Origin of the sequence: Streptomyces sp. Inha503 (genome assembly GCF_047215865.1) — a bacterium.
Taxonomy (GTDB): domain Bacteria; phylum Actinomycetota; class Actinomycetes; order Streptomycetales; family Streptomycetaceae; genus Streptomyces; species Streptomyces lycopersici.
In genome coordinates this window covers 3806358-3823501 of sequence record NZ_CP178360.1, presented here as the reverse complement: position 1 = coordinate 3823501, position 17144 = coordinate 3806358, and the positions used below count along the sequence as shown (strand labels likewise).

Here is a 17144-nt window from a genome sequence, read left to right as displayed (position 1 = left end):
CCCACCCGTGTGCGGCCCGCCGCACGTAGGGCAGCATGTCCCCATGTCCGTACTGACGCGCGAGGAAGCGCAGAACCGAGCCCGCCTCATCGAGGTCCACCGCTACACCATCGACCTCGACCTCACCCGCGGGGAGGAGCTCTTCGGCTCCACCACGACCATCCGCTTCAGCGCGCGCCAGGCGGGCGCGGACACCTTCGCCGAACTCCAGCCGGCCGCCCTGCACCGCGCCGTGCTCGACGGCCGGGAGCTCGACCTCACCGGTGAGACCGCCGAGGCGCTCGCGGGCGGCCGGCTCCCGCTCACCGGGCTCGGCGAGGGCGAGCACGAGCTGCGCGTCGAGACCGACATGCGCTACTCCCACACCGGCGAGGGCATGCACCGCTTCACCGACCCCGCCGACGGTGAGACGTACCTCTACACCATGTGCTGCATGTCGGACGCGAACGACGTCTTCGCCGCGTTCGACCAGCCCGACCTCAAGGCCGTCTTCGACGTCCGCGTCACCGCCCCGCCCGAGTGGACCGTCCTCGGCAACGGCATCGCCACCCGCGTCGGCGCCCCCGAGGAGGGCCGCTGGCAGCTCGCGCCCACCCCGCCCATCAGCACGTATCTGATGGCCCTGGCCGCCGGCCCGTACCACTCGGTGCGCACCGAGCACGCCGGACTCCCCTTCGGGCTGCATGTCCGCCGCTCCCTCGCGCCCTACCTCGAGGCCGACGCCGACGAGCTCTTCGACATCACCCGGCGCTGCTTCGACCGCTACCACGAGATCTTCGAGGAGCCGTACCCCTTCGACTCCTACGACCAGGCGTTCGTCCCCGAGTTCAACTCCGGCGCCATGGAGAACCCGGGCCTGGTCACCTTCCGCGACGAATACGTCTTCCGCTCCGCCGTCACCGACGCCGAGCGCCAGACCCGCGCCATGGTCATCGCCCATGAGATGGCCCATATGTGGTTCGGCGACCTCGTCACCATGAAGTGGTGGGACGACATCTGGCTGAACGAGTCCTTCGCCGAGTACATGGGCTACCAGATCCTCACCGAGACCACCCGCTACACCGACACCTGGGCCGACTTCGGCGTCCGCCGCAAGAACTGGGGCTACGACGCCGACCAGCGCCCCTCCACCCACCCGGTCGCCCCCGCGCCCGAGCTGGTCCCCGACACCGCCGCCGCCCGCCTCAACTTCGACGGCATCTCCTACGCCAAGGGCGCCTCGGCGCTGCGCCAGCTCGTCACCTGGCTGGGCGAGAAGACCTTCCTCGACGGCATCAACGACCACTTCACCCGGCACCGCTTCGGCAACGCCACCCTCGCCGACTTCATCGACTCCCTCGCCCGCTCCTCCGGCCGTGACGTCCACGCCTGGGCCGACCGCTGGCTGCGCACCACCGGCGTCGACACCCTCGCCCCCGTCGTCACCGCGAACGGCGACCGCTGGAGCGCCGACATCCGCCACCAGGGCGGCGGCCCCGACGGGGACGCCCCCGCCAGGCGCCCGCACCGCATCGCCATCGGCCTGTACGACCACGCGCCCGCCGCCCCGCACCAGCTGGTCCTGCGCGAACGCGTCGAGGCCGAGCTCGACGGCGCCGAGCCCGGCCTCAGCCTCTCCTTCACCGGGCCCCGCCCCGATCTGCTGCTGCTGAACGACGGCGACCTCACCTACACCAAGATCCGGCTCGACCCCGCCTCCTGGAAGGCCGTCCACCGCTCGCTGTCCGGCCTCCCCGACGCCGTAAGCCGCGCCGTGGTCTGGAACGCCGCCCGCGACATGGTGCGCGACGGCGACCTCCCGGCCACCGACTACCTCGAGGCCGCCCGCGCCCATCTGCCGCACGAGACCGACATAGCGATCGTCCAGGGCGTCCTCGCCTTCGCCCGCACCCAGATCGCCGACCGCTACCTCCCCGCGGAGCAGCGCCCCGCCGCCCTGGCCACCATCAGCGCCACCTGCCGCGATCTGCTGCGCCGCACCGAGGACGGCTCCGGGGACGGGCTGCGGCTCGCCGCCGTCCGTACGTTCATCGGCAGCGCCACCGCGCCCGCCGAGCTCAGCGACTGGCTCGACGGCGACACCGTCCCCGGCGGCCCCGCCCTCGACCCCGAGCTGCGCTGGCAGATCCTCGGCCGCCTCGCCGTCCTCGGCGCCGTCGGCCCCGCCGACATCGACGCCGAGCTCGCCCGCGACTCCAGCGCCACCGGCCAGGAGGGCGCCGCCCGCTGCCGGGCCGCCCTGCCGGACCCCGCCGCGAAGGAGGCCGCGTGGCAGACCCTCTTCGGCGGCGAGGACGACCAGAACACCGATGACCAGAACACCGGCGGCCAGGTGACCGGCGGCCAGGTGACCGGCGGTCAGGGGGCCGACGGCCGGGGGACCGGCGCTCAGCGGGCCGAGCTCTCCAACTACCTGGTCACCGCGACCGTCGCGGGCTTCTGGCAGCCCGAGCACCACGACGTCCTCGCCGACTACGTGCCGCGCTACTTCCCGGCCGCCGTCGCGCTCGGCGCCCGCCGTGGCCCCGCCATCGCCGACACCGTCGCCCGCTTCGGCTTCCCGAGCACCGTGGACGCCGAGACCCTGCGCCTGGGCGAGGAGTGCCTCGCCTCCCCCGAGGCCGTACCCGCCCTCCGCCGCCGCCTCGCCGACCAGATCGACGACCTGCGGCGCGCCCTGCGGGTACGGGAGAAGCAGGGCGAGTGACCCCGCGCCGACGGGGACGGCGTGGGCACCCGGTCGCCCCGCCGCCCCTGCCGCGCGGTCATGGCATGGGGCCGATCAGCTCGGGGTGTCGGCGAGCCGGGTGACGAGGAGGTCGAGACGCTCATCCTGAGTGTCCGCGGGGATACGGCCGCTGTCCGACAGCACGGCGATGCCGTGCAGCGCGCTCCAGATGACCTCGGCGAACAGTTCGCGCCGTGCGTTGTCCGGGCGGAAGCAGCTGACGAATTCGTCGAAGCCGGCGCGTAGTTGGGGCGGTGTCTCGGCGTGCGCGAACTTCACGTCGGTCGGCATGACGAACATGGCCTGGTAGAGGGCGGGCCGCTCGGTGGCGAACGCCAGATAGGCGCGGCAGACGGCGTGCAGGGCCTGCCCTGGCTCGGGGGCGGCCAGCCGGGCACGGCGCAGCTGGGCGGCGAGTTCGCCGAAGCCGTCGATCGAGACGGCGCGCACGATGGCGTCCTTGCCGCTGAAGTGGCTGTAGAGCACGGGCTGGCTGTACTCGACGCGCTCAGCGAGCCTTCGCGTCGTCACCGCCTCCCAGCCTTCGGCCTCGGCGAGTTCGCGGGCTGCTGTGATGATCAGCTGATGGCGTTGGGCGCGTTCACGTTCACGGCGCTCTTTGATGGCGGACATATCGACATCCTAGCGCCGCTAGACATCCTGCCGAGGGTAATGACTGTCGTCGGCACAACTACTAGCGCCGCTAGCCGACAGTGGGCGCCGCCGATGCCGATCTCAGCCCGGTCCGGGCACGGGGCAGACTGGCGGTCATGGATCGAGGAACGCGCCGGTGGACACTGACGGTCGGCGGGGAGGGGTTCGACGTCGCCGAGCGTCCCGACGAGCCCGGGACGTACGACTTCACCTGGCTGACCGGGCCGAACCCGGGATACGGCTTCACCACGCATGTGCACGGAGCCGACTCCTTGAGCGAGCGGGAACTGGAGGAGTCCGCACGGGACTTCCTCGGCCAGGTGGACCCCGAGACGGGGCACATCGAGTAACCGATCAATCCGCGGGGCCGCGCCGTACCACGTACGGGTGCACTTGGACCCGACCCCGGATCGGACCGTCGGCGGGCGAAGTAATTTAGGCAGCCCTGACCGCCGCCCAGACACCCCCTAGGGGCACACCCATGCCCGTGCCCGCATCCGGAACCGCCCGCCTCCTCGCCGGGGGCCAGAGCGGACCGGGCGTGCTCCGCCCGATGGTCGACACCGTCCTCGACGCCCTCGCCCACGGCGCCGCCGACCGCGGTGGGCCCCTCCCGGCCGGGGGACCGGCCGCGGTGGCCCGGCGGATACGCGGTGCGGCCCGGCCGCTCATCCCCGACGAGGGGGAGGGGCCCCACCACGCGCTGCGCAGCCTCGTCCGCGCCCTCGCCCATGGCGCCGCCGAACCCGCCGACCCCCGCTGCACCGCCCATCTGCACTGTCCGCCGCTCGCCGTCGCCACCGCCGCCGACCTCGCGGTCTCCGCGCTCAACCCCTCCCTCGACTCCTGGGACCAGGCTCCGGCCGCCTGTGCGCTGGAGGCGCTGACCTGCCGTGCCCTGGCCGAACTCGTCCACCCCCACGGCCCCGACCCCGACGCCCTCGTCACCACCGGCGGCACCGAATCCAACCAGCTCGGCCTGCTCCTGGCCCGCGAGGCCGCCCAAGGCGCTCCGCTCCGTATCGTCCGCGGCGCCAACGCCCACCACAGCGTCCAGCGCGCCGCCTGGCTGCTCGGGCTGCCCGAGCCGCTCACCCTCCCCACCCCCGGCGGCGTCCTCGACCCGGTCGCGCTCCACACCGTCCTCGACCGGCCGTCCGACGCCCCCGTCCTCGTCGTCGCCACCGCCGGCACCACCGACACCGGGGCCATCGACCCGCTCCCCGACATCGCCGACGTCTGCGACCACCACGCCGCCACCCTCCACATCGACGCCGCCTACGGCGCGCCCCTCCTGTTCAGCGACACCCTCCACAAGCGGCTCCACGGGCTCGACCGCGCCCGTACCGTCGCCCTCGACCTGCACAAACTCGGCTGGCAGCCGGTGGCCGCGGGCCTGCTCGCCGTGCCCGACGGCGCCGCGCTCACCGCGCTTGCCCACCACGCCGACTACCTCAACGCCGACGACGACACCGAGGCGGGCCTGCCCGATCTGCTCGGCCGCTCGCTCCGCACCACCCGCCGCCCCGACATCTTCAAGATCGCCGTCACGCTGCGGGCGCTGGGCCGACGCGGTCTCGGCGAGCTCGTGGACCACGTCTGCGCGGCCGCCCAGCACCTCGCCGACCTCATCGAGGCCCGCCCCGGGCTCGAGCTCCACGCCCGCCCCACCCTCAGCACCGTCCTCTTCCGCCCCACCGGGGCACCGCCCGCCGCCGTCGCCGCGCTGCGCCGCCGCCTGCTCCACCACGGGGCGGCCGTCTTCGGCCGCGCCGCCACCTCCGAGGGGCTGTGGCTCAAGGCCACCGTTCTCAACCCGCACATCCAGCCCGACGATCTGCGCGGGCTGCTCGAACTCGTGGAAGGCGACACCACCCCATGAGCACCGCACAACCCCCCAACCCCGCCGCCGATCCCGCCTCCACCGCCGACCGGCCCGTGGACCTGGCCGGTATCGGCATCGGCCCGTTCAACCTCTCCCTCGCCGCCCTCGCCCACGGCGTCCCCGCCCTGCGCACCGCCTTCTACGAGCAGCGGCCCGCCTTCCACTGGCACCCCGGCCTCCTCATCGACGGCGCGACCATCCAAGTCCCCTTCCTCGCCGACCTGGTGACCCTCGCCGACCCCGGCAGCCCCTGGACCTTCCTCCAGTACCTCAAGGCCCATGAGCGGCTGTTCCCCTTCTACGTCGCCGAGCGCTTCCACATCGAGCGCACCGAGTACGACGCCTACTGCCGCTGGGTCAGCGAACGGCTCCCCGGACTCCACTTCGACCACCGCGTCGACGCCGTCCGCTGGGACCACGAATACGAGCTGTTCGAAATCGACTTCACCCGGCTCGGCCCGGCCGCCGGCGCCCCCGCCTCCGACGCGGCCGGAACCGACGAGGAGGGCAGGACCCTCGGCCGCGCATACGCCCGCGACCTCGTCCTCGGCGTCGGCACCGAGCCATACGTCCCCGAACCCCTCCGCCCGCTCGCCGACGCCCCCAACGTCCCCGTCCTCCACTCCTCCGACTACCTCGAACACCGCGAGCGGCTCCTGGCCACCGGCCACGTCACCGTCATCGGCTCCGGCCAGTCCGGCGCCGAGGTCTTCCTCGACCTGCTGCGCAACCGCCCCCTCGGCGCCGAGGGGCTCCACTGGATGGCCCGCACCCCAGCCTTCGCGCCCATGGAGTACGGCAAGCTCGGCCTGGAGCAGTTCAGCCCCGACTACACCCGCTACTTCCACACCCTGCCCGAGCCCGTCCGCGACCAGCTGCTGCCCCGCCAGTGGCAGCTCTACAAGGGCATCGCCCATGCGACGCTCGACGCCATCCACCACGAGCTCTACCGCCGCGCCCTGCACTCCGACGGCTGGCCCGGTGCCGTCCTCACGCCCGGGGTCACCGTCCGCACCGCCGGCCGTATCGCCGCCGCCCAGCTCGAACTCCACCTGGAACACACCGAGCAGGGCACCCGGGCCCGCCACACCACCGAGGCCGTCGTCCTCGCCACCGGCTACCGCGAGCGCCGCGTCGACACCCTCCTCGCCGCCCTCGACCCCTACATCCGCCGGGACGCCTCCGAGCGCCCCCGCGTCGACGCCGACCACCGGCTGGTCCTCGACCCCATGATCAAGGGCTCGGTGTACGTCCAGAACGCCGAGCGCCACACCCACGGCGTCGGCACCCCCGACCTCGGCCTCGCCGCCTGGCGCTCCGCCGTCATCCTCAACTCGCTGCTCACCGACCCCGCCTACCGGCTGCCGTCCCGCACCGCGTTCACCGCCTTCGGCCTCCAGCCGTCGGGGCGGTGCGGCACCGTCATCGGCGACCCGCGCCTCCCCGACCAGCGCACCCCCCTCGCCCCGACGCGGACCTGACCGCGCCGGGGCGAGGGGTGCCCGGACTACGGGAATCGCACCTCAGCCGGCGGCGGTCAGCGCCCGCAGCCGGGCCAGCGTCTCGCGGATGACGTCGCGCAGGTCGCCGTCCTCGGTGGCGTTGATCCATCGTTCATAGGCGACGCGGAACACGGCGACGCCGGTCTCGGTGGCCAGACTGGCCTCGGCGTCGTCGATACCCCGCCGTCGCAATCTGTCGGCCAGGACGGCCGACATGGACGCGAGCTTGATCAACTCACGTTCGCGGAGATCGGCGTTGGCCATGATCACCGTCTGCCGCGTCCGCGCGAACTCACGGTCGCCGCCGACCACCCCGGCCACCGCGTCGAGCGCGGCCGCGACGGCATCCAGCGCCGACGCCGTGGCCGGCGCCGCCTCCAGGGCGGCAACCGACAGTTCCTCCAGTTCGGACGCCCCGTCGAAGAGAACCTCGCGCTTGTCGGCGAAGTGCCGGAAGAAGGTGCGGGCGGTGACACCGGCCCGTTCGGCTATATCGGCGACCATGGTCTGCTCGAAGCCACGTTCCAGATACAGCGCCAGCGCGGCCTCGCGCAGCCGGCTACTGGCTCCAGGTTCCCACCGTCCCATGCGGCGAGTTTATGTGATGTCACCTGATGAAACCGTGCCGCCAGTGATGTCATCAGGTGACATCGCCGTGCTAGAGTGATGTCACCTGATGACATCACTGGCCGGTGGAGGCCTCGAATGACAACGGCGAAGCGCATCCAGTACCACCAGTACGGCGGGCCCGAGGTCCTGCGGCTCGAGGACTTCGAACCGGCACGGCCCGGCCCCGGCGAGGTTCTGGTCCGTGTGCGGGCGGCGGCGGCCAACCCGATGGACTGGAAGATCCGCAGTGGCGCCATGAAGATGCTGACCGGCCGGCGCTTCCCGCGCGGGCTGGGCCACGACTTCGCGGGCGTCATCGAGGCGGTCGGCGACGGCGTCACCCGGCTCGGCGTCGGCGACGAAGTGCTCGGCGGGGCGCCGCTCAAGACGGCGGGAGCCTTCGCCGAGCTGGTCGTCGTCGAAGCGAAGGGGGTCGTGGAGAAGCCGGCGGATCTCTCGTTCGAGGATGCCGCCGCGATCCCGACGGTCGGGATCACCGCCTTTCAGGCCCTGGCCAACCTGGGGAAGCCGCGACCCGGGCAGGCCGTCTTCGTCCACGGCTGCCTTGGCGGAGTGGGCCGGGCCGCCGTCCAGCTGGCCTCGGCGCGGGGCGCCTCGGTGGCAGGCAGCTGCCGCTCCACCGCCACACGAGACGCGCGCGACCTCGGCATCGACCCGATCGTCGAGTTCGACTTCGACCCGACGGCGCTCAGAGGGCGGTTCGACATCGTCCTCGACACGGCGGGCACGCTCCCGGTCAAGGCGGCGCAGACGTTGCTGAAGCCCGGCGGCCGCATCGTCGACATCACCCCCACCCCCGCGAAATTCGCGAGAAGTGCCCTGCCGGGGCCCTTCAAGGTGTTGATCGCCCAAGCTGTCACAGAGGACCTGGAGGAGGTCGCGCGAGCCGCCGGGCAGGGAACGCTGCGGCTGCCGATCGCTCGCACGGTGCCGCTCACACAAGCGATCCCGGCGCTCACGGAGTTCGATCGCGGCATACCCAAGGGCGGCAAGCTCGTCATCACGACCGGGTGAGGGTGCCGTGCCGCTGTCGGCTCACGCCGTTCCGGCGCGGCGGCCCGCCGGAACGGTGTGAGCGCGGCGGCACCCCCGGAGGACGCCCTAGAACACCGGAACGCCGTCGCGGGTCAGCTTCCAGTCCACCGAACCGAACAGCGACACATCGATCGTCCCCTTCGCCTGCACCCAGGCGATGATCGTGTTCCGGATCTCCTCCGAATTGGCCCACACCTGCTTCGCGGAGGCCACATGCGGGAAGTTGCCGCCCCCGCTCGCCCGGTAGTTGTTGACCGCCAGTACGAACTGCGCCTTCTCGTCGACCGGCTCGCCGTCGAAGCTGAGCTTCGCGATCCGCGAGCCCGGCGCCTTCGCGATGTCGATCTCGTAACGGAGGCCGCCGACCGCGTCGTAGTTGTAGTCCGGGATGTCCGAGGCGTTCGTCAGCTTCGCGGGGTCCACGTCGCCGCCCGGCGGGGTCTGGACGTAGTAGCGCGCCGAGAACTCCAGATAGTCCTTGAGCTGGGCGCCCGTCACCACCCGCGCCTCCAGGGTGTTCTCGAACGGGTACAGCCCCGCCACCTGCCGGATCGTGACCTCCCCGGCCGGGATCGCCGCCGTACGGGAGAAGCAGGACGCCTGCGAGAGCACCGGCAGCTCCGCGTACTCCGTCCCCGCCAGCGCCGCCTTCACCGTCTCCGCCTGCACATGGTTGATGAAGTCGACGATCGGCGCGTCCTTGTACGGCGCCTCGGTGGCCGCCATCGCCGCCGAGCAGGTGCCGATGACCTGGTTCACATAGCCGACGACCTTCTTGTGCTCGGCGTCGAGCAGCCGCACGATCCGCGGGTCCTCCCCGGCCGTGTTGGAGTTCAGCACCTTCGCCGACACCGACGCCACCTGCCAGCGGCCCCGCTCCCACGCCAGCTCGAAGTCGAAGAGGGTGAGCCGCTGACCCCACTTGAGCGGTTCCGACAGGACGACCTCGCGCCCGGTCTCCTTGTTGACCACCCGTGACTCGGGGATCTCCACATGCGCATGGCCCACCAGGATCGCGTCGATCCCCGCCACCTTCTCGGCCACCAGCGCCGCCGCGTTCTCCACGTACGGCACCTGGTCGCCGTAGCTGGAGGTGCCGCTGGTCCCCGAATGCGCCGAGACGATCACCACGTCCGCGCCCATCGACCGCAGCCGCGGCACCCACTTCGCGGCCTGCTCCTCCAGGCCCGGGAAGGTCATCTTGCCCCCCACATTGACCTTGTCCCAGATCGCGATGCCCGGGTTGGTCAGCCCCAGCACCGCCACCTTCACATCCCGTCCGCAGGGGGTGCGCAGCCGCGCCATCCAGTACGGCGGGAAGGCGGGCCGCAGCGTCTTCGCGTCCAGCGCGTTCGCCCCCAGCAGCGGGAAGTCGCACTGCTCCTCGAACTTCCGCAGCACCGGGATGCCGTAGTTGAACTCATGGTTGCCCAGCGCCGCCGCGTCATAGCCGATCGCGTTCATCGCCTGCGCCATGGGATGCACCGGGCCGCCTTCCCCGGTGATCGGGTCCACCCGGGCGTAGTAGTACGACAGCTGGGTGCCCTGGATGGTGTCGCCCGCGTCGATCAGCAGCGTATTGCGGCGCCCCTTCTCCTCGCGGACCTGGTCGACCAGCGTGGAGATCTTCGCCAGGCCCACATCGTTGTGCGCCGCGTCGTCGAACTCGGCGTCGGTGAAGTAGTCCCAGTTGAAGACGTTGCCGTGCAGATCGGTCGTGCCCATCACGGTGAAGGCGTACCGCCGCCGGGGCCGCTCATGGCCTCGCGCCTCCGCCGGGACGGCGGCCGCGGCGGAGGCGAGGGCGGCCCCCGCACTGGTCGCCGCGGTGCGGCCGAGGAACTTCCGACGGTTGAGCGGCATGGCTGATCTCCCCTGAGATACCTGCGAATTGGGCACAACGCGCGTAGATTCTGGCCCAGCCGCACCGCTTCGCACCAGCCCTCGCGCACTTGACCGGGAGCCGTAATGAATCAGCCGCCCCAGCCCGCCCAGCCTGGCCCGCCGTCGCAGTCCGCCCAGTCCGGCCCGCCGCCCCAGCCCACCGCCCACGTGCCGTACGGCACCCCCGAGATCCCGCGCGTCGCCGTCCGCGGCGAGGCGACCCTGGAGGTCGACCCCGAGATCGCCCGGCTCACCATCACCGTCAGCGCCCGCGGCGCCGACCGGCGCGCCGCGCTGGAGGACCTCACCCGCCGCAACAACCAGGTCCTGGAGCTGGTGAAGTCCTACGGCGAGGCGGTCGAGAAGCTGGAGACCGGCGCCTTCTCGGTCACCCCCGAGATCAACCCCAAGAGCCGCCACGAGCGCGTACGGGCCTATCACGGCCGGGTGCACCTCACCGCGACCCTCATCGACTTCACCGCCCTGGGCGAGCTCACCACCCGCCTCGCCGACCTCGAGCTCACCCGCGTCGACGGCCCTTGGTGGGGGCTGCGCCCCGACTCACCCGCGTATGGCCGGGCCCGGCAGCAGGCGGTGCGCGAGGCGGTGCAGCGGGCCCGCGAGTACGCCGGAGCGCTCGGCGCCCGGCTGGTGGCGCTCACCGAGCTCGCCGACCTGGAGGCGGAGGAGGGCCCGTTCCAGCCCGTGGCCGTCGCGGCCCCGCGCGCCCGGTCCGGCTACGGCGGCCCCGCCGACCGGGACGCCGTGGCCGCGCTCGACCTGGAACCGCGGCGCCAGACGGTCTACGCGCACGTCAACGCGCGCTTCACCATGACCCCGCCCGAGCTCTGAAACACCTCCTCCGGAGCTCCGGAACCACCCTCCGAAACGCTCATCGGAGCGGCCCACTGCACGTTTCATTAGTTGTCAATAACCTGCCATGCAAAGGCCATGGGGGAGTATGAAGTTCCCGGTTCTTTACTCGCGGGTAAGTCATAGGCTCGGCATCATGCGCCGAGCAAAAATCGTCTGTACTTTGGGACCCGCCACCGACTCGTACGAGCAGATCAAGGCACTCATCGAGGCCGGAATGGACGTGGCCCGCTTCAACCTCAGCCACGGCACCTATGCCGAGCACGAGGAGCGTTATCGGCGAGTGCGCAAAGCCTCGCTGGAAACCGGCCGCAGCGTCGGCATCCTCGCCGACCTTCAAGGTCCGAAGATTCGGCTCGGCCGTTTCCGTGAAGGGCCGGTACTCCTTGAACGCGGGGATGAGTTCATCATCACCGTCGAACCCATCGAGGGCGACCGGTTCCGCTGCGGCACCACCTACGAGGGGCTGGCCGGCGACGTCAGCAAGGGTGAGCGGATCCTCGTCGACGACGGCCGGGTCACCCTCGAGGTCGTCGACATCGACGGCCCCCGGGTGCACACCATCGCCATCGAGGGCGGCATGATCTCCGACCACAAGGGGCTCAACCTCCCCGGCGTGGCCGTCTCCGTCCCCGCGCTGTCCAAGAAGGACATCGAGGACCTGCGCTGGGCCCTGCGCATCGGCGCCGATGTCATCGCCCTCTCCTTCGTCCGCAACGGCAACGACGTCGTGGACGTCCACCGGGTGATGGACGAGGAGGACCGCCGGCTCCCGGTCATCGCCAAGATCGAGAAGCCGCAGGCGGTGGAGAACCTCGAGGGGATCGTCGACGCCTTCGACGGCATCATGGTCGCCCGCGGCGACCTCGGCGTGGAGATGCCGCTGGAGCAGGTGCCGATCGTCCAGAAGCGCGCGATCAAGCTGGCCAGGCGGAACGCCAAGCCGGTGATCGTCGCCACCCAGATGCTCGACTCGATGATCGAGAACTCCCGCCCCACCCGGGCCGAGGCGTCCGACGTCGCCAACGCGGTGATCGACGGCACGGACGCGGTGATGCTCTCGGGCGAGACCAGCGTCGGCAAGTACCCGATCGTCACGGTCAAGACGATGGGCCGCATCGTGGCCGCCGCCGAGGAGGACATCCTCGCCAAGGGCCTGCCCCCGCTCACCGAGCGCAGCAAGCCCCGCACCCAGGGCGGCGCGGTGGCCCGCGCGGCGGCCGAGATGGGCGACTTCCTCGGCGCGAAGTTCCTCGTCGCCTTCACCCAGTCCGGCGACACCGTGCGCCGCCTCTCCCGCTACCGCTCCCCGATCCCGCTGCTGGCCTTCACCCCGGAACCGGGCACCCGCTCCCAGCTCAATCTGACCTGGGGCGTGGAGACCTTCCTCGGCCCGATGGTCGATTCCACGGACGAGATGGTGGCCCAGGTGGACGAGGAACTGCTGCGCCTCGGCCGCTGCAAGAAGGGCGACCTGGTCATCATCACCGCCGGTTCCCCGCCCGGCGTCTCCGGCTCCACCAACCTGGTCCGCGTCCACCACATCGGCGCGGACGACCTGAGGTAGCCGAGCCTCGATCCTGGGGCCGAAGTACTGGTTCAGTACTTCGGCCCGACATGGCATTCCGGCGAAACGTTCACTTCATCGAGTGAAGAAGACCGATTCCAATGTGACCTTGGAATCGAAGGAAAAGTGCCCCGGGTCGGACTCGAACCGACACTGTATGGGTTTTGAATCCATTGCCTGCTGCCAATTGGGCTACCGGGGCTTGCAGTTTCGAAGGTCACCAATGACCCGCTGCGCGTCCACCTTACCGCAGCTAGGTAGGCTCGTGGTGCCCACCTGCCAGGAAAACGAGGAGCACAGTGAGCACCGCTGACGCCCCCGACGCGCAGTCGCACGTCCCACCGCAGACAACTCGCGTCGTCATCGCCGAGGACGAGGCCCTCATCCGCCTCGACCTGAAGGAGATGCTCGAGGAGGAGGGGTACTCCGTCGTAGGCGAGGCGGGCGATGGCGAGACGGCTGTCGCGCTCGCCCAGGAGCACCACCCCGACCTCGTCATCCTCGACGTGAAGATGCCGGTACTCGACGGCATCTCCGCCGCCGAGCGGATCGCCGCCGACCGCATCGCCCCCGTGCTGATGCTGACCGCCTTCTCCCAGCGCGAACTGGTCGAACGGGCCCGGGACGCCGGGGCGATGGCGTATCTCGTGAAGCCGTTCAGCAAGAGCGATGTGGTCCCCGCCATCGAGATGGCCGTCTCCCGCTTCACCGAACTGAAGACCCTGGAGCAGGAGGTCGCCGACCTCTCCCAGCGGCTGGAGACCCGCAAGCTGGTCGACCGGGCCAAGAGCATTCTCCAGACGCAGTACGGGCTGACCGAGCCCGCCGCCTTCCGCTGGATCCAGAAGACCTCGATGGACCGCCGGCTGTCGATGCAGCAGGTGGCCGAGGCCGTCATCGAGGACGCGGCGGAGAAGAAGGCCGGCAACAAGGAGCAGTAGAAGAGGGACGAACGGACAGGGCCCGCACCGCCCGAGCGGCGGTGCGGGCCCTTCCCGTCGGCCTCAGTCCTCGCCGAGGTACGCCTTCCGCACCGACTCGTCGTGCAGCAGCGTCTCGCCGGTCCCCGACAGCACGATCTTGCCGATCTCCATCACATGGCCCTGGTCGGCCAGCGACAGGGCCGCCTGGGCGTTCTGCTCGACCAGCAGGATCGTCGTGCCCTGGGACTTGAGCTCGGCGATGGTCTGCATGATCTTCTGCATCATGATCGGTGAGAGGCCCATCGAGGGCTCGTCGAGCATCAGCAGCTTGGGGCGGGACATCAGGGCCCGGCCCATCGCGAGCATCTGCTGCTCACCGCCGGAGAGGGTGCCCGCCGCCTGGTTGCGGCGCTCGCCGAGGATGGGGAAGAGCTCGTAGGCGTGCCGGATGTCGGCGGCTATGCCGTCCGCGTCCTTCCGGAGGAACGCTCCGAGCTGGAGGTTCTCGGCGATCGACAGCCGCGGGAAGATATGCCGCCCCTCGGGCGAGTGGGCCAGCCCCAGGGCGACGATCTTGTGCGCGGGGACGCCCCGCAGCGGTTTGCCGTCGAAGCGGATCTCCCCGCCGAGCGGCTGGAGCAGGCCGGACAGGGTGCGCAGCGTGGTGGTCTTGCCCGCGCCGTTGGTACCGATGAGGGTGACGACCTGTCCGGCCTCGACGCTGAACGAGATGCCCTTGACGGCCTCGATCTTGCCGTAGGCGACCCGCAGGTCCTCGACCTCGAGCAGTGCGGTCACTGTCCGTCCTCCGTACGTGCTGTGGTGCCCCGCTGGGCCTCGTCCTGCGCGGCCCCGTCCGTGGCTCCGGTCGTGGCCCCGGCCTCCGCGGCCTCGACCTCGGCGGCCTCCTCCTCGCCCGGCGCGCCCTCGAAGGGGGTGCCGAGGTAGGCGGCGATGACGCGCTCATCGCTCTGGACGACCTCCGAGGTGCCCTCGACGAGCTTCTGGCCCTGGACGAGCACGGCGACCCGGTCGCAGAGGTTGAAGATGAAGCGCATGTCGTGCTCGATGACGAGCACGGCGGTGCCCAGGTCCCGGATGGCGAAGACCAGTTCCTCGGTGGCGCGGGTCTCCTGGGGGTTCATTCCGGCGGTGGGCTCGTCGAGCAGCAGCAGTCCGGGGTCGCTGGCGAGGGCGCGGGCGATCTCCAGCTTGCGCTGTTCGCCGTAGGGGAGGTTGCGGGAGAGGTGGTCGGCCTTGTCGGCGAGGCCGGTGAACTCCAGGAGTTCCATGGCACGGGCCTTGGAGGCGGCCTCGGCGCGCTTGAAGCCGGGGCCGCGCAGCAGGGCCGACCACAGACCCTCCTTGGTGCGGGTGTGGCGGCCGACGAGCACGTTCTCCAGGACCGTCATATTGGCGAAGAGCCGGATGTTCTGGAAGGTGCGCGCGATGCCCGCCTGGGTGACGAGGTGGGGCTTGGGCGGCAGCACGGTGCCCCGGTAGGCGACGCTGCCCTCGGTGGGGACGTAGAGACCGGTGAGGCAGTTGAAGAAGGTGGTCTTGCCCGCGCCGTTGGGCCCGATGAGGCCGACGATCTCGCCTGGGTGGACGTCGAGGTCGACCGCTTGTACGGCCGTGAGCCCGCCGAAGCGCATGGTGACGCCGGTGGCGGTGAGCACGGGGGAGGTCGTGGTGGTGGTCATCGCTGTCATGCCTCCGCCTTGGTGACGCCGACGGCACTGTCCTTGAGTCCGGTGGCGCCCGGGACGTCGAGCTGGCCGGTCTCGTGGTATTCGAGCTGCTGCCGCCGGTTGGGGACGATCCCCTCGGGGCGGAAGCGCATCAGCAGGATGAGCGCGACGCCGAAGGCGAGGAGCTGGTAGTCCTGGAGGAACTCCAGCTTCTTGGGGATCAGATAGAGCAGGGTGGCGCCGAGCAGCGGGCCGCCGATGGTGCCCATGCCGCCGAGGATGACGGCGGCCACCAGGAAGGTGGAGTTGGGCGGGACGGGTCCGGCGAAGACGTACTGCTCGGGGACGACCGTGGACTGGAAGTGGGCCCATACGGCGCCGGCGACCCCGGCCAGGGTGGCGCCGAGCGCGAAGGCGATGAGCTTGACCCGGAATCCGTTGATGCCCATGGCGGTGGCGGCGGTCTCGTCCTCGCGGATGGCGACCCAGGCGCGGCCGATACGGGAGTTGCCCGCCCGGCTGAAGATCAGCACGACGACCACCGTGACCAGCAGCATCAGCAGGTAGTAGTTGCCGTTGGAGTCGAGGCTGATGCCGCCGATGCTGTGGTCATCGTTGAAGTTGAACCCGAAGATCTCCAGCGGCGGGATGTTGGGGATGCCGTCGGGGCCGTTGGTGACGGAGGGGCCGGAGGTGCCGTCGAGGTTCAGCATGGCGAGACGGAAGATCTCTCCGAAGCCGAGGGTCACGATGGCGAGGTAGTCGCCGCGCAGCCGCAGGGTCGGGGCGCCGATGACCACGCCGAAGATCAGGGAGACCACGCCGCCGGTGATCACGGCGGCCCAGAACGGGAACTTGACGTCGATCGTCGAGGCGGTGGACCCGGAGACCAGGGCGGCGGTGTAGGCGCCGACGCCGAGGAAGGCGACATACCCGAGGTCCAGGAGGCCCGCGAGGCCGACGACGATGTTCAGGCCGAGGGCGACGGTCGCGAAGATGGCGATGTTGACGCCCAGTTCGGTGAAGCTGGACTTGTCCTGGAAGAAGGGGAAGACGATCGCGGTGATCAGCGCCGCCACCAGGGTGACGGAGCGGTAGGAGCTGGTGAGCTCGCTGATCCGGCTGATGAGCCCGGCCTTGACCAGGGCGACGGCCGCGAATCCGACGGCGATGAGGTAGCCGAGGAACGGCTCGGGGTGGTCGTTGTCGGTCTGGATGCCGTAGTTGACCACGTAGAGGCCGACGGCGAAGACCGCCGCGATGATCAGGATCTCGGCCCAGGAGGGCAGCTCCTTCGGGCGGCACAGCGGACGGCTGTCGTCCGGGAGCAGGAAGGTGGTGGCCACGGGGGCGGCGGTCACCACTGCGGCGATCCAGCCGCCGGGCTCCAGGTTGACCAGGCCGTCCAGATCCACCGCGATGGCGATGACGGTGAACCAGGTGACGGCGAAGGTGCCGAGGGCCAGCATCCGCAGGGCCTGGGTGGAGCCGCTGGGGGTGAGCCAGCGCAGCCCCTTCAGGTCGAGGGCGGCCAGCGCGAAGACGCCGGTGGCGATGGACAGGACGAGGGTGAGCAGCTGTAGTCCGCCGGGGTAGCCGTAGACGGTCAGATCGCCGGGGAACTCGGCGGTCCAGGTCCAGGCCAGGAAGGTGGAGACGACGGCGGCGGCGCCGCCGGCCGCGGTGAGGGCCCGGAGCAGGGTGGTGCGCGGGGCGGGTGCGCCGGCCTCGGCCTTGCGCACGGCGGTGGGCTGGGTCTTGTCGGTGGTCAT

At 71.0% G+C, this 17144-nt stretch carries 14 protein-coding genes and 1 tRNA gene; 8 read left to right on the top strand and 7 right to left on the bottom strand.

Going from position 1 to position 17144, the window contains the following annotated elements:
• Positions 1 to 43: 43 nt before the first annotated feature.
• The gene (pepN, locus tag ACJX2R_RS15720; RefSeq protein WP_413100615.1) at positions 44 to 2707 is read left to right on the top strand and encodes an aminopeptidase N; all 2664 of its coding nucleotides are present in this window, start codon (positions 44 to 46) and stop codon (positions 2705 to 2707) included.
• Positions 2708 to 2782: 75 nt separating this feature from the next.
• Here the strand turns inward: pepN and ACJX2R_RS15715 are convergent, their stop codons facing one another.
• Positions 2783 to 3361 (bottom strand): TetR/AcrR family transcriptional regulator, encoded by a 579-nt coding sequence (locus ACJX2R_RS15715; RefSeq protein ID WP_413100614.1) that lies wholly within the window; start codon positions 3359 to 3361, stop codon positions 2783 to 2785.
• Between the two features lie 137 nt (positions 3362 to 3498).
• On the opposite strand from ACJX2R_RS15715, the gene ACJX2R_RS15710 reads away from it, so the two are divergent.
• The 3 genes from ACJX2R_RS15710 to ACJX2R_RS15700 all read left to right on the top strand — a co-directional run bounded on the left by ACJX2R_RS15710 (position 3499) and on the right by ACJX2R_RS15700 (position 6748).
• Positions 3499 to 3732, top strand: coding sequence for a hypothetical protein (locus ACJX2R_RS15710; RefSeq protein WP_413100613.1), 234 nt, complete (start codon positions 3499 to 3501; stop codon positions 3730 to 3732).
• Between the two features lie 131 nt (positions 3733 to 3863).
• Positions 3864 to 5264 carry a pyridoxal phosphate-dependent decarboxylase family protein gene (locus ACJX2R_RS15705; protein WP_413100612.1) on the top strand — a complete coding sequence of 467 codons (1401 nt, stop codon included), beginning with the start codon at positions 3864 to 3866 and terminating at the stop codon, positions 5262 to 5264.
• Positions 5261 to 6748 carry a lysine N(6)-hydroxylase/L-ornithine N(5)-oxygenase family protein gene (locus ACJX2R_RS15700; protein WP_413100611.1) on the top strand — a complete coding sequence of 496 codons (1488 nt, stop codon included), beginning with the start codon at positions 5261 to 5263 and terminating at the stop codon, positions 6746 to 6748. The genes ACJX2R_RS15705 and ACJX2R_RS15700 overlap by 4 nt, the downstream gene beginning before the upstream one ends.
• A gap of 42 nt (positions 6749 to 6790) precedes the next feature.
• Here the strand turns inward: ACJX2R_RS15700 and ACJX2R_RS15695 are convergent, their stop codons facing one another.
• Positions 6791 to 7357: a TetR family transcriptional regulator gene (locus ACJX2R_RS15695; RefSeq protein WP_413100610.1), complete on the bottom strand. Its 567-nt coding sequence runs from the start codon at positions 7355 to 7357 to the stop codon at positions 6791 to 6793.
• 117 nt (positions 7358 to 7474) lie between these two features.
• Here ACJX2R_RS15695 and ACJX2R_RS15690 point away from each other — a divergent pair, with 117 nt between their 5' ends.
• Positions 7475 to 8413, top strand: a complete 939-nt coding sequence (locus ACJX2R_RS15690; protein ID WP_413100609.1) for an NADP-dependent oxidoreductase — start codon at positions 7475 to 7477, stop codon at positions 8411 to 8413.
• An 87-nt stretch (positions 8414 to 8500) separates the two neighbouring features.
• On the opposite strand, the gene ACJX2R_RS15685 is transcribed toward ACJX2R_RS15690, so the two are convergent.
• Complete coding sequence (locus ACJX2R_RS15685) at positions 8501 to 10297, bottom strand: bifunctional metallophosphatase/5'-nucleotidase (protein ID WP_413100608.1); 1797 nt, start codon at positions 10295 to 10297, stop codon at positions 8501 to 8503.
• 105 nt (positions 10298 to 10402) lie between these two features.
• Between ACJX2R_RS15685 and ACJX2R_RS15680 the strand changes: the two genes are divergently transcribed.
• Complete coding sequence (locus ACJX2R_RS15680; RefSeq protein ID WP_413100607.1) at positions 10403 to 11170, top strand: SIMPL domain-containing protein; 768 nt, start codon at positions 10403 to 10405, stop codon at positions 11168 to 11170.
• Between the two features lie 157 nt (positions 11171 to 11327).
• Positions 11328 to 12758 (top strand): pyruvate kinase, encoded by a 1431-nt coding sequence (pyk, locus tag ACJX2R_RS15675; protein WP_044577084.1) that lies wholly within the window; start codon positions 11328 to 11330, stop codon positions 12756 to 12758.
• A 127-nt stretch (positions 12759 to 12885) separates the two neighbouring features.
• On the opposite strand, the gene ACJX2R_RS15670 is transcribed toward pyk, so the two are convergent.
• Positions 12886 to 12960: transfer RNA gene (locus ACJX2R_RS15670), tRNA-Leu, on the bottom strand.
• Between the two features lie 97 nt (positions 12961 to 13057).
• Between ACJX2R_RS15670 and ACJX2R_RS15665 the strand changes: the two genes are divergently transcribed.
• On the top strand, positions 13058 to 13699 hold the full coding sequence (locus tag ACJX2R_RS15665; RefSeq protein WP_413100606.1) for an ANTAR domain-containing response regulator: 642 nt from the start codon (positions 13058 to 13060) through the stop codon (positions 13697 to 13699).
• Between the two features lie 63 nt (positions 13700 to 13762).
• Here ACJX2R_RS15665 and ACJX2R_RS15660 read toward each other — a convergent pair whose 3' ends face one another.
• The 3 genes from ACJX2R_RS15660 to ACJX2R_RS15650 are packed head-to-tail and all read right to left on the bottom strand — an operon-like array spanning position 13763 to position 17144.
• A complete protein-coding gene (locus ACJX2R_RS15660) occupies positions 13763 to 14479 on the bottom strand; it encodes an ABC transporter ATP-binding protein (protein ID WP_262704724.1) in 717 nt (238 codons plus the stop codon).
• Positions 14476 to 15393: an ABC transporter ATP-binding protein gene (locus ACJX2R_RS15655; protein WP_413100605.1), complete on the bottom strand. Its 918-nt coding sequence runs from the start codon at positions 15391 to 15393 to the stop codon at positions 14476 to 14478. Before ACJX2R_RS15655 ends, ACJX2R_RS15660 begins: the two co-directional genes overlap by 4 nt.
• Complete coding sequence (locus tag ACJX2R_RS15650) at positions 15390 to 17144, bottom strand: branched-chain amino acid ABC transporter permease (protein WP_413100604.1); 1755 nt, start codon at positions 17142 to 17144, stop codon at positions 15390 to 15392. The genes ACJX2R_RS15655 and ACJX2R_RS15650 overlap by 4 nt, the downstream gene beginning before the upstream one ends.

Bases quoted from the DNA above. Each gene is read 5' to 3' on its own strand.
- ACJX2R_RS15695 (WP_413100610.1), bottom strand. From the start codon at position 7,357: ATGGGACGGTGGGAACCTGGAGCCAGTAGCCGGCTGCGCGAGGCCGCG.
- ACJX2R_RS15655 (WP_413100605.1), bottom strand. From the start codon at position 15,393: ATGACAGCGATGACCACCACCACGACCTCCCCCGTGCTCACCGCCACC.
- ACJX2R_RS15680 (WP_413100607.1), top strand. From the start codon at position 10,403: ATGAATCAGCCGCCCCAGCCCGCCCAGCCTGGCCCGCCGTCGCAGTCC.
- pyk (WP_044577084.1), top strand. From the start codon at position 11,328: ATGCGCCGAGCAAAAATCGTCTGTACTTTGGGACCCGCCACCGACTCG.
- ACJX2R_RS15705 (WP_413100612.1), top strand. From the start codon at position 3,864: ATGCCCGTGCCCGCATCCGGAACCGCCCGCCTCCTCGCCGGGGGCCAG.
- ACJX2R_RS15650 (WP_413100604.1), bottom strand. From the start codon at position 17,144: ATGACCACCGACAAGACCCAGCCCACCGCCGTGCGCAAGGCCGAGGCC.
- ACJX2R_RS15690 (WP_413100609.1), top strand. From the start codon at position 7,475: ATGACAACGGCGAAGCGCATCCAGTACCACCAGTACGGCGGGCCCGAG.
- ACJX2R_RS15700 (WP_413100611.1), top strand. From the start codon at position 5,261: ATGAGCACCGCACAACCCCCCAACCCCGCCGCCGATCCCGCCTCCACC.
- ACJX2R_RS15685 (WP_413100608.1), bottom strand. From the start codon at position 10,297: ATGCCGCTCAACCGTCGGAAGTTCCTCGGCCGCACCGCGGCGACCAGT.
- pepN (WP_413100615.1), top strand. From the start codon at position 44: ATGTCCGTACTGACGCGCGAGGAAGCGCAGAACCGAGCCCGCCTCATC.
- ACJX2R_RS15715 (WP_413100614.1), bottom strand. From the start codon at position 3,361: ATGTCCGCCATCAAAGAGCGCCGTGAACGTGAACGCGCCCAACGCCAT.
- ACJX2R_RS15710 (WP_413100613.1), top strand. From the start codon at position 3,499: ATGGATCGAGGAACGCGCCGGTGGACACTGACGGTCGGCGGGGAGGGG.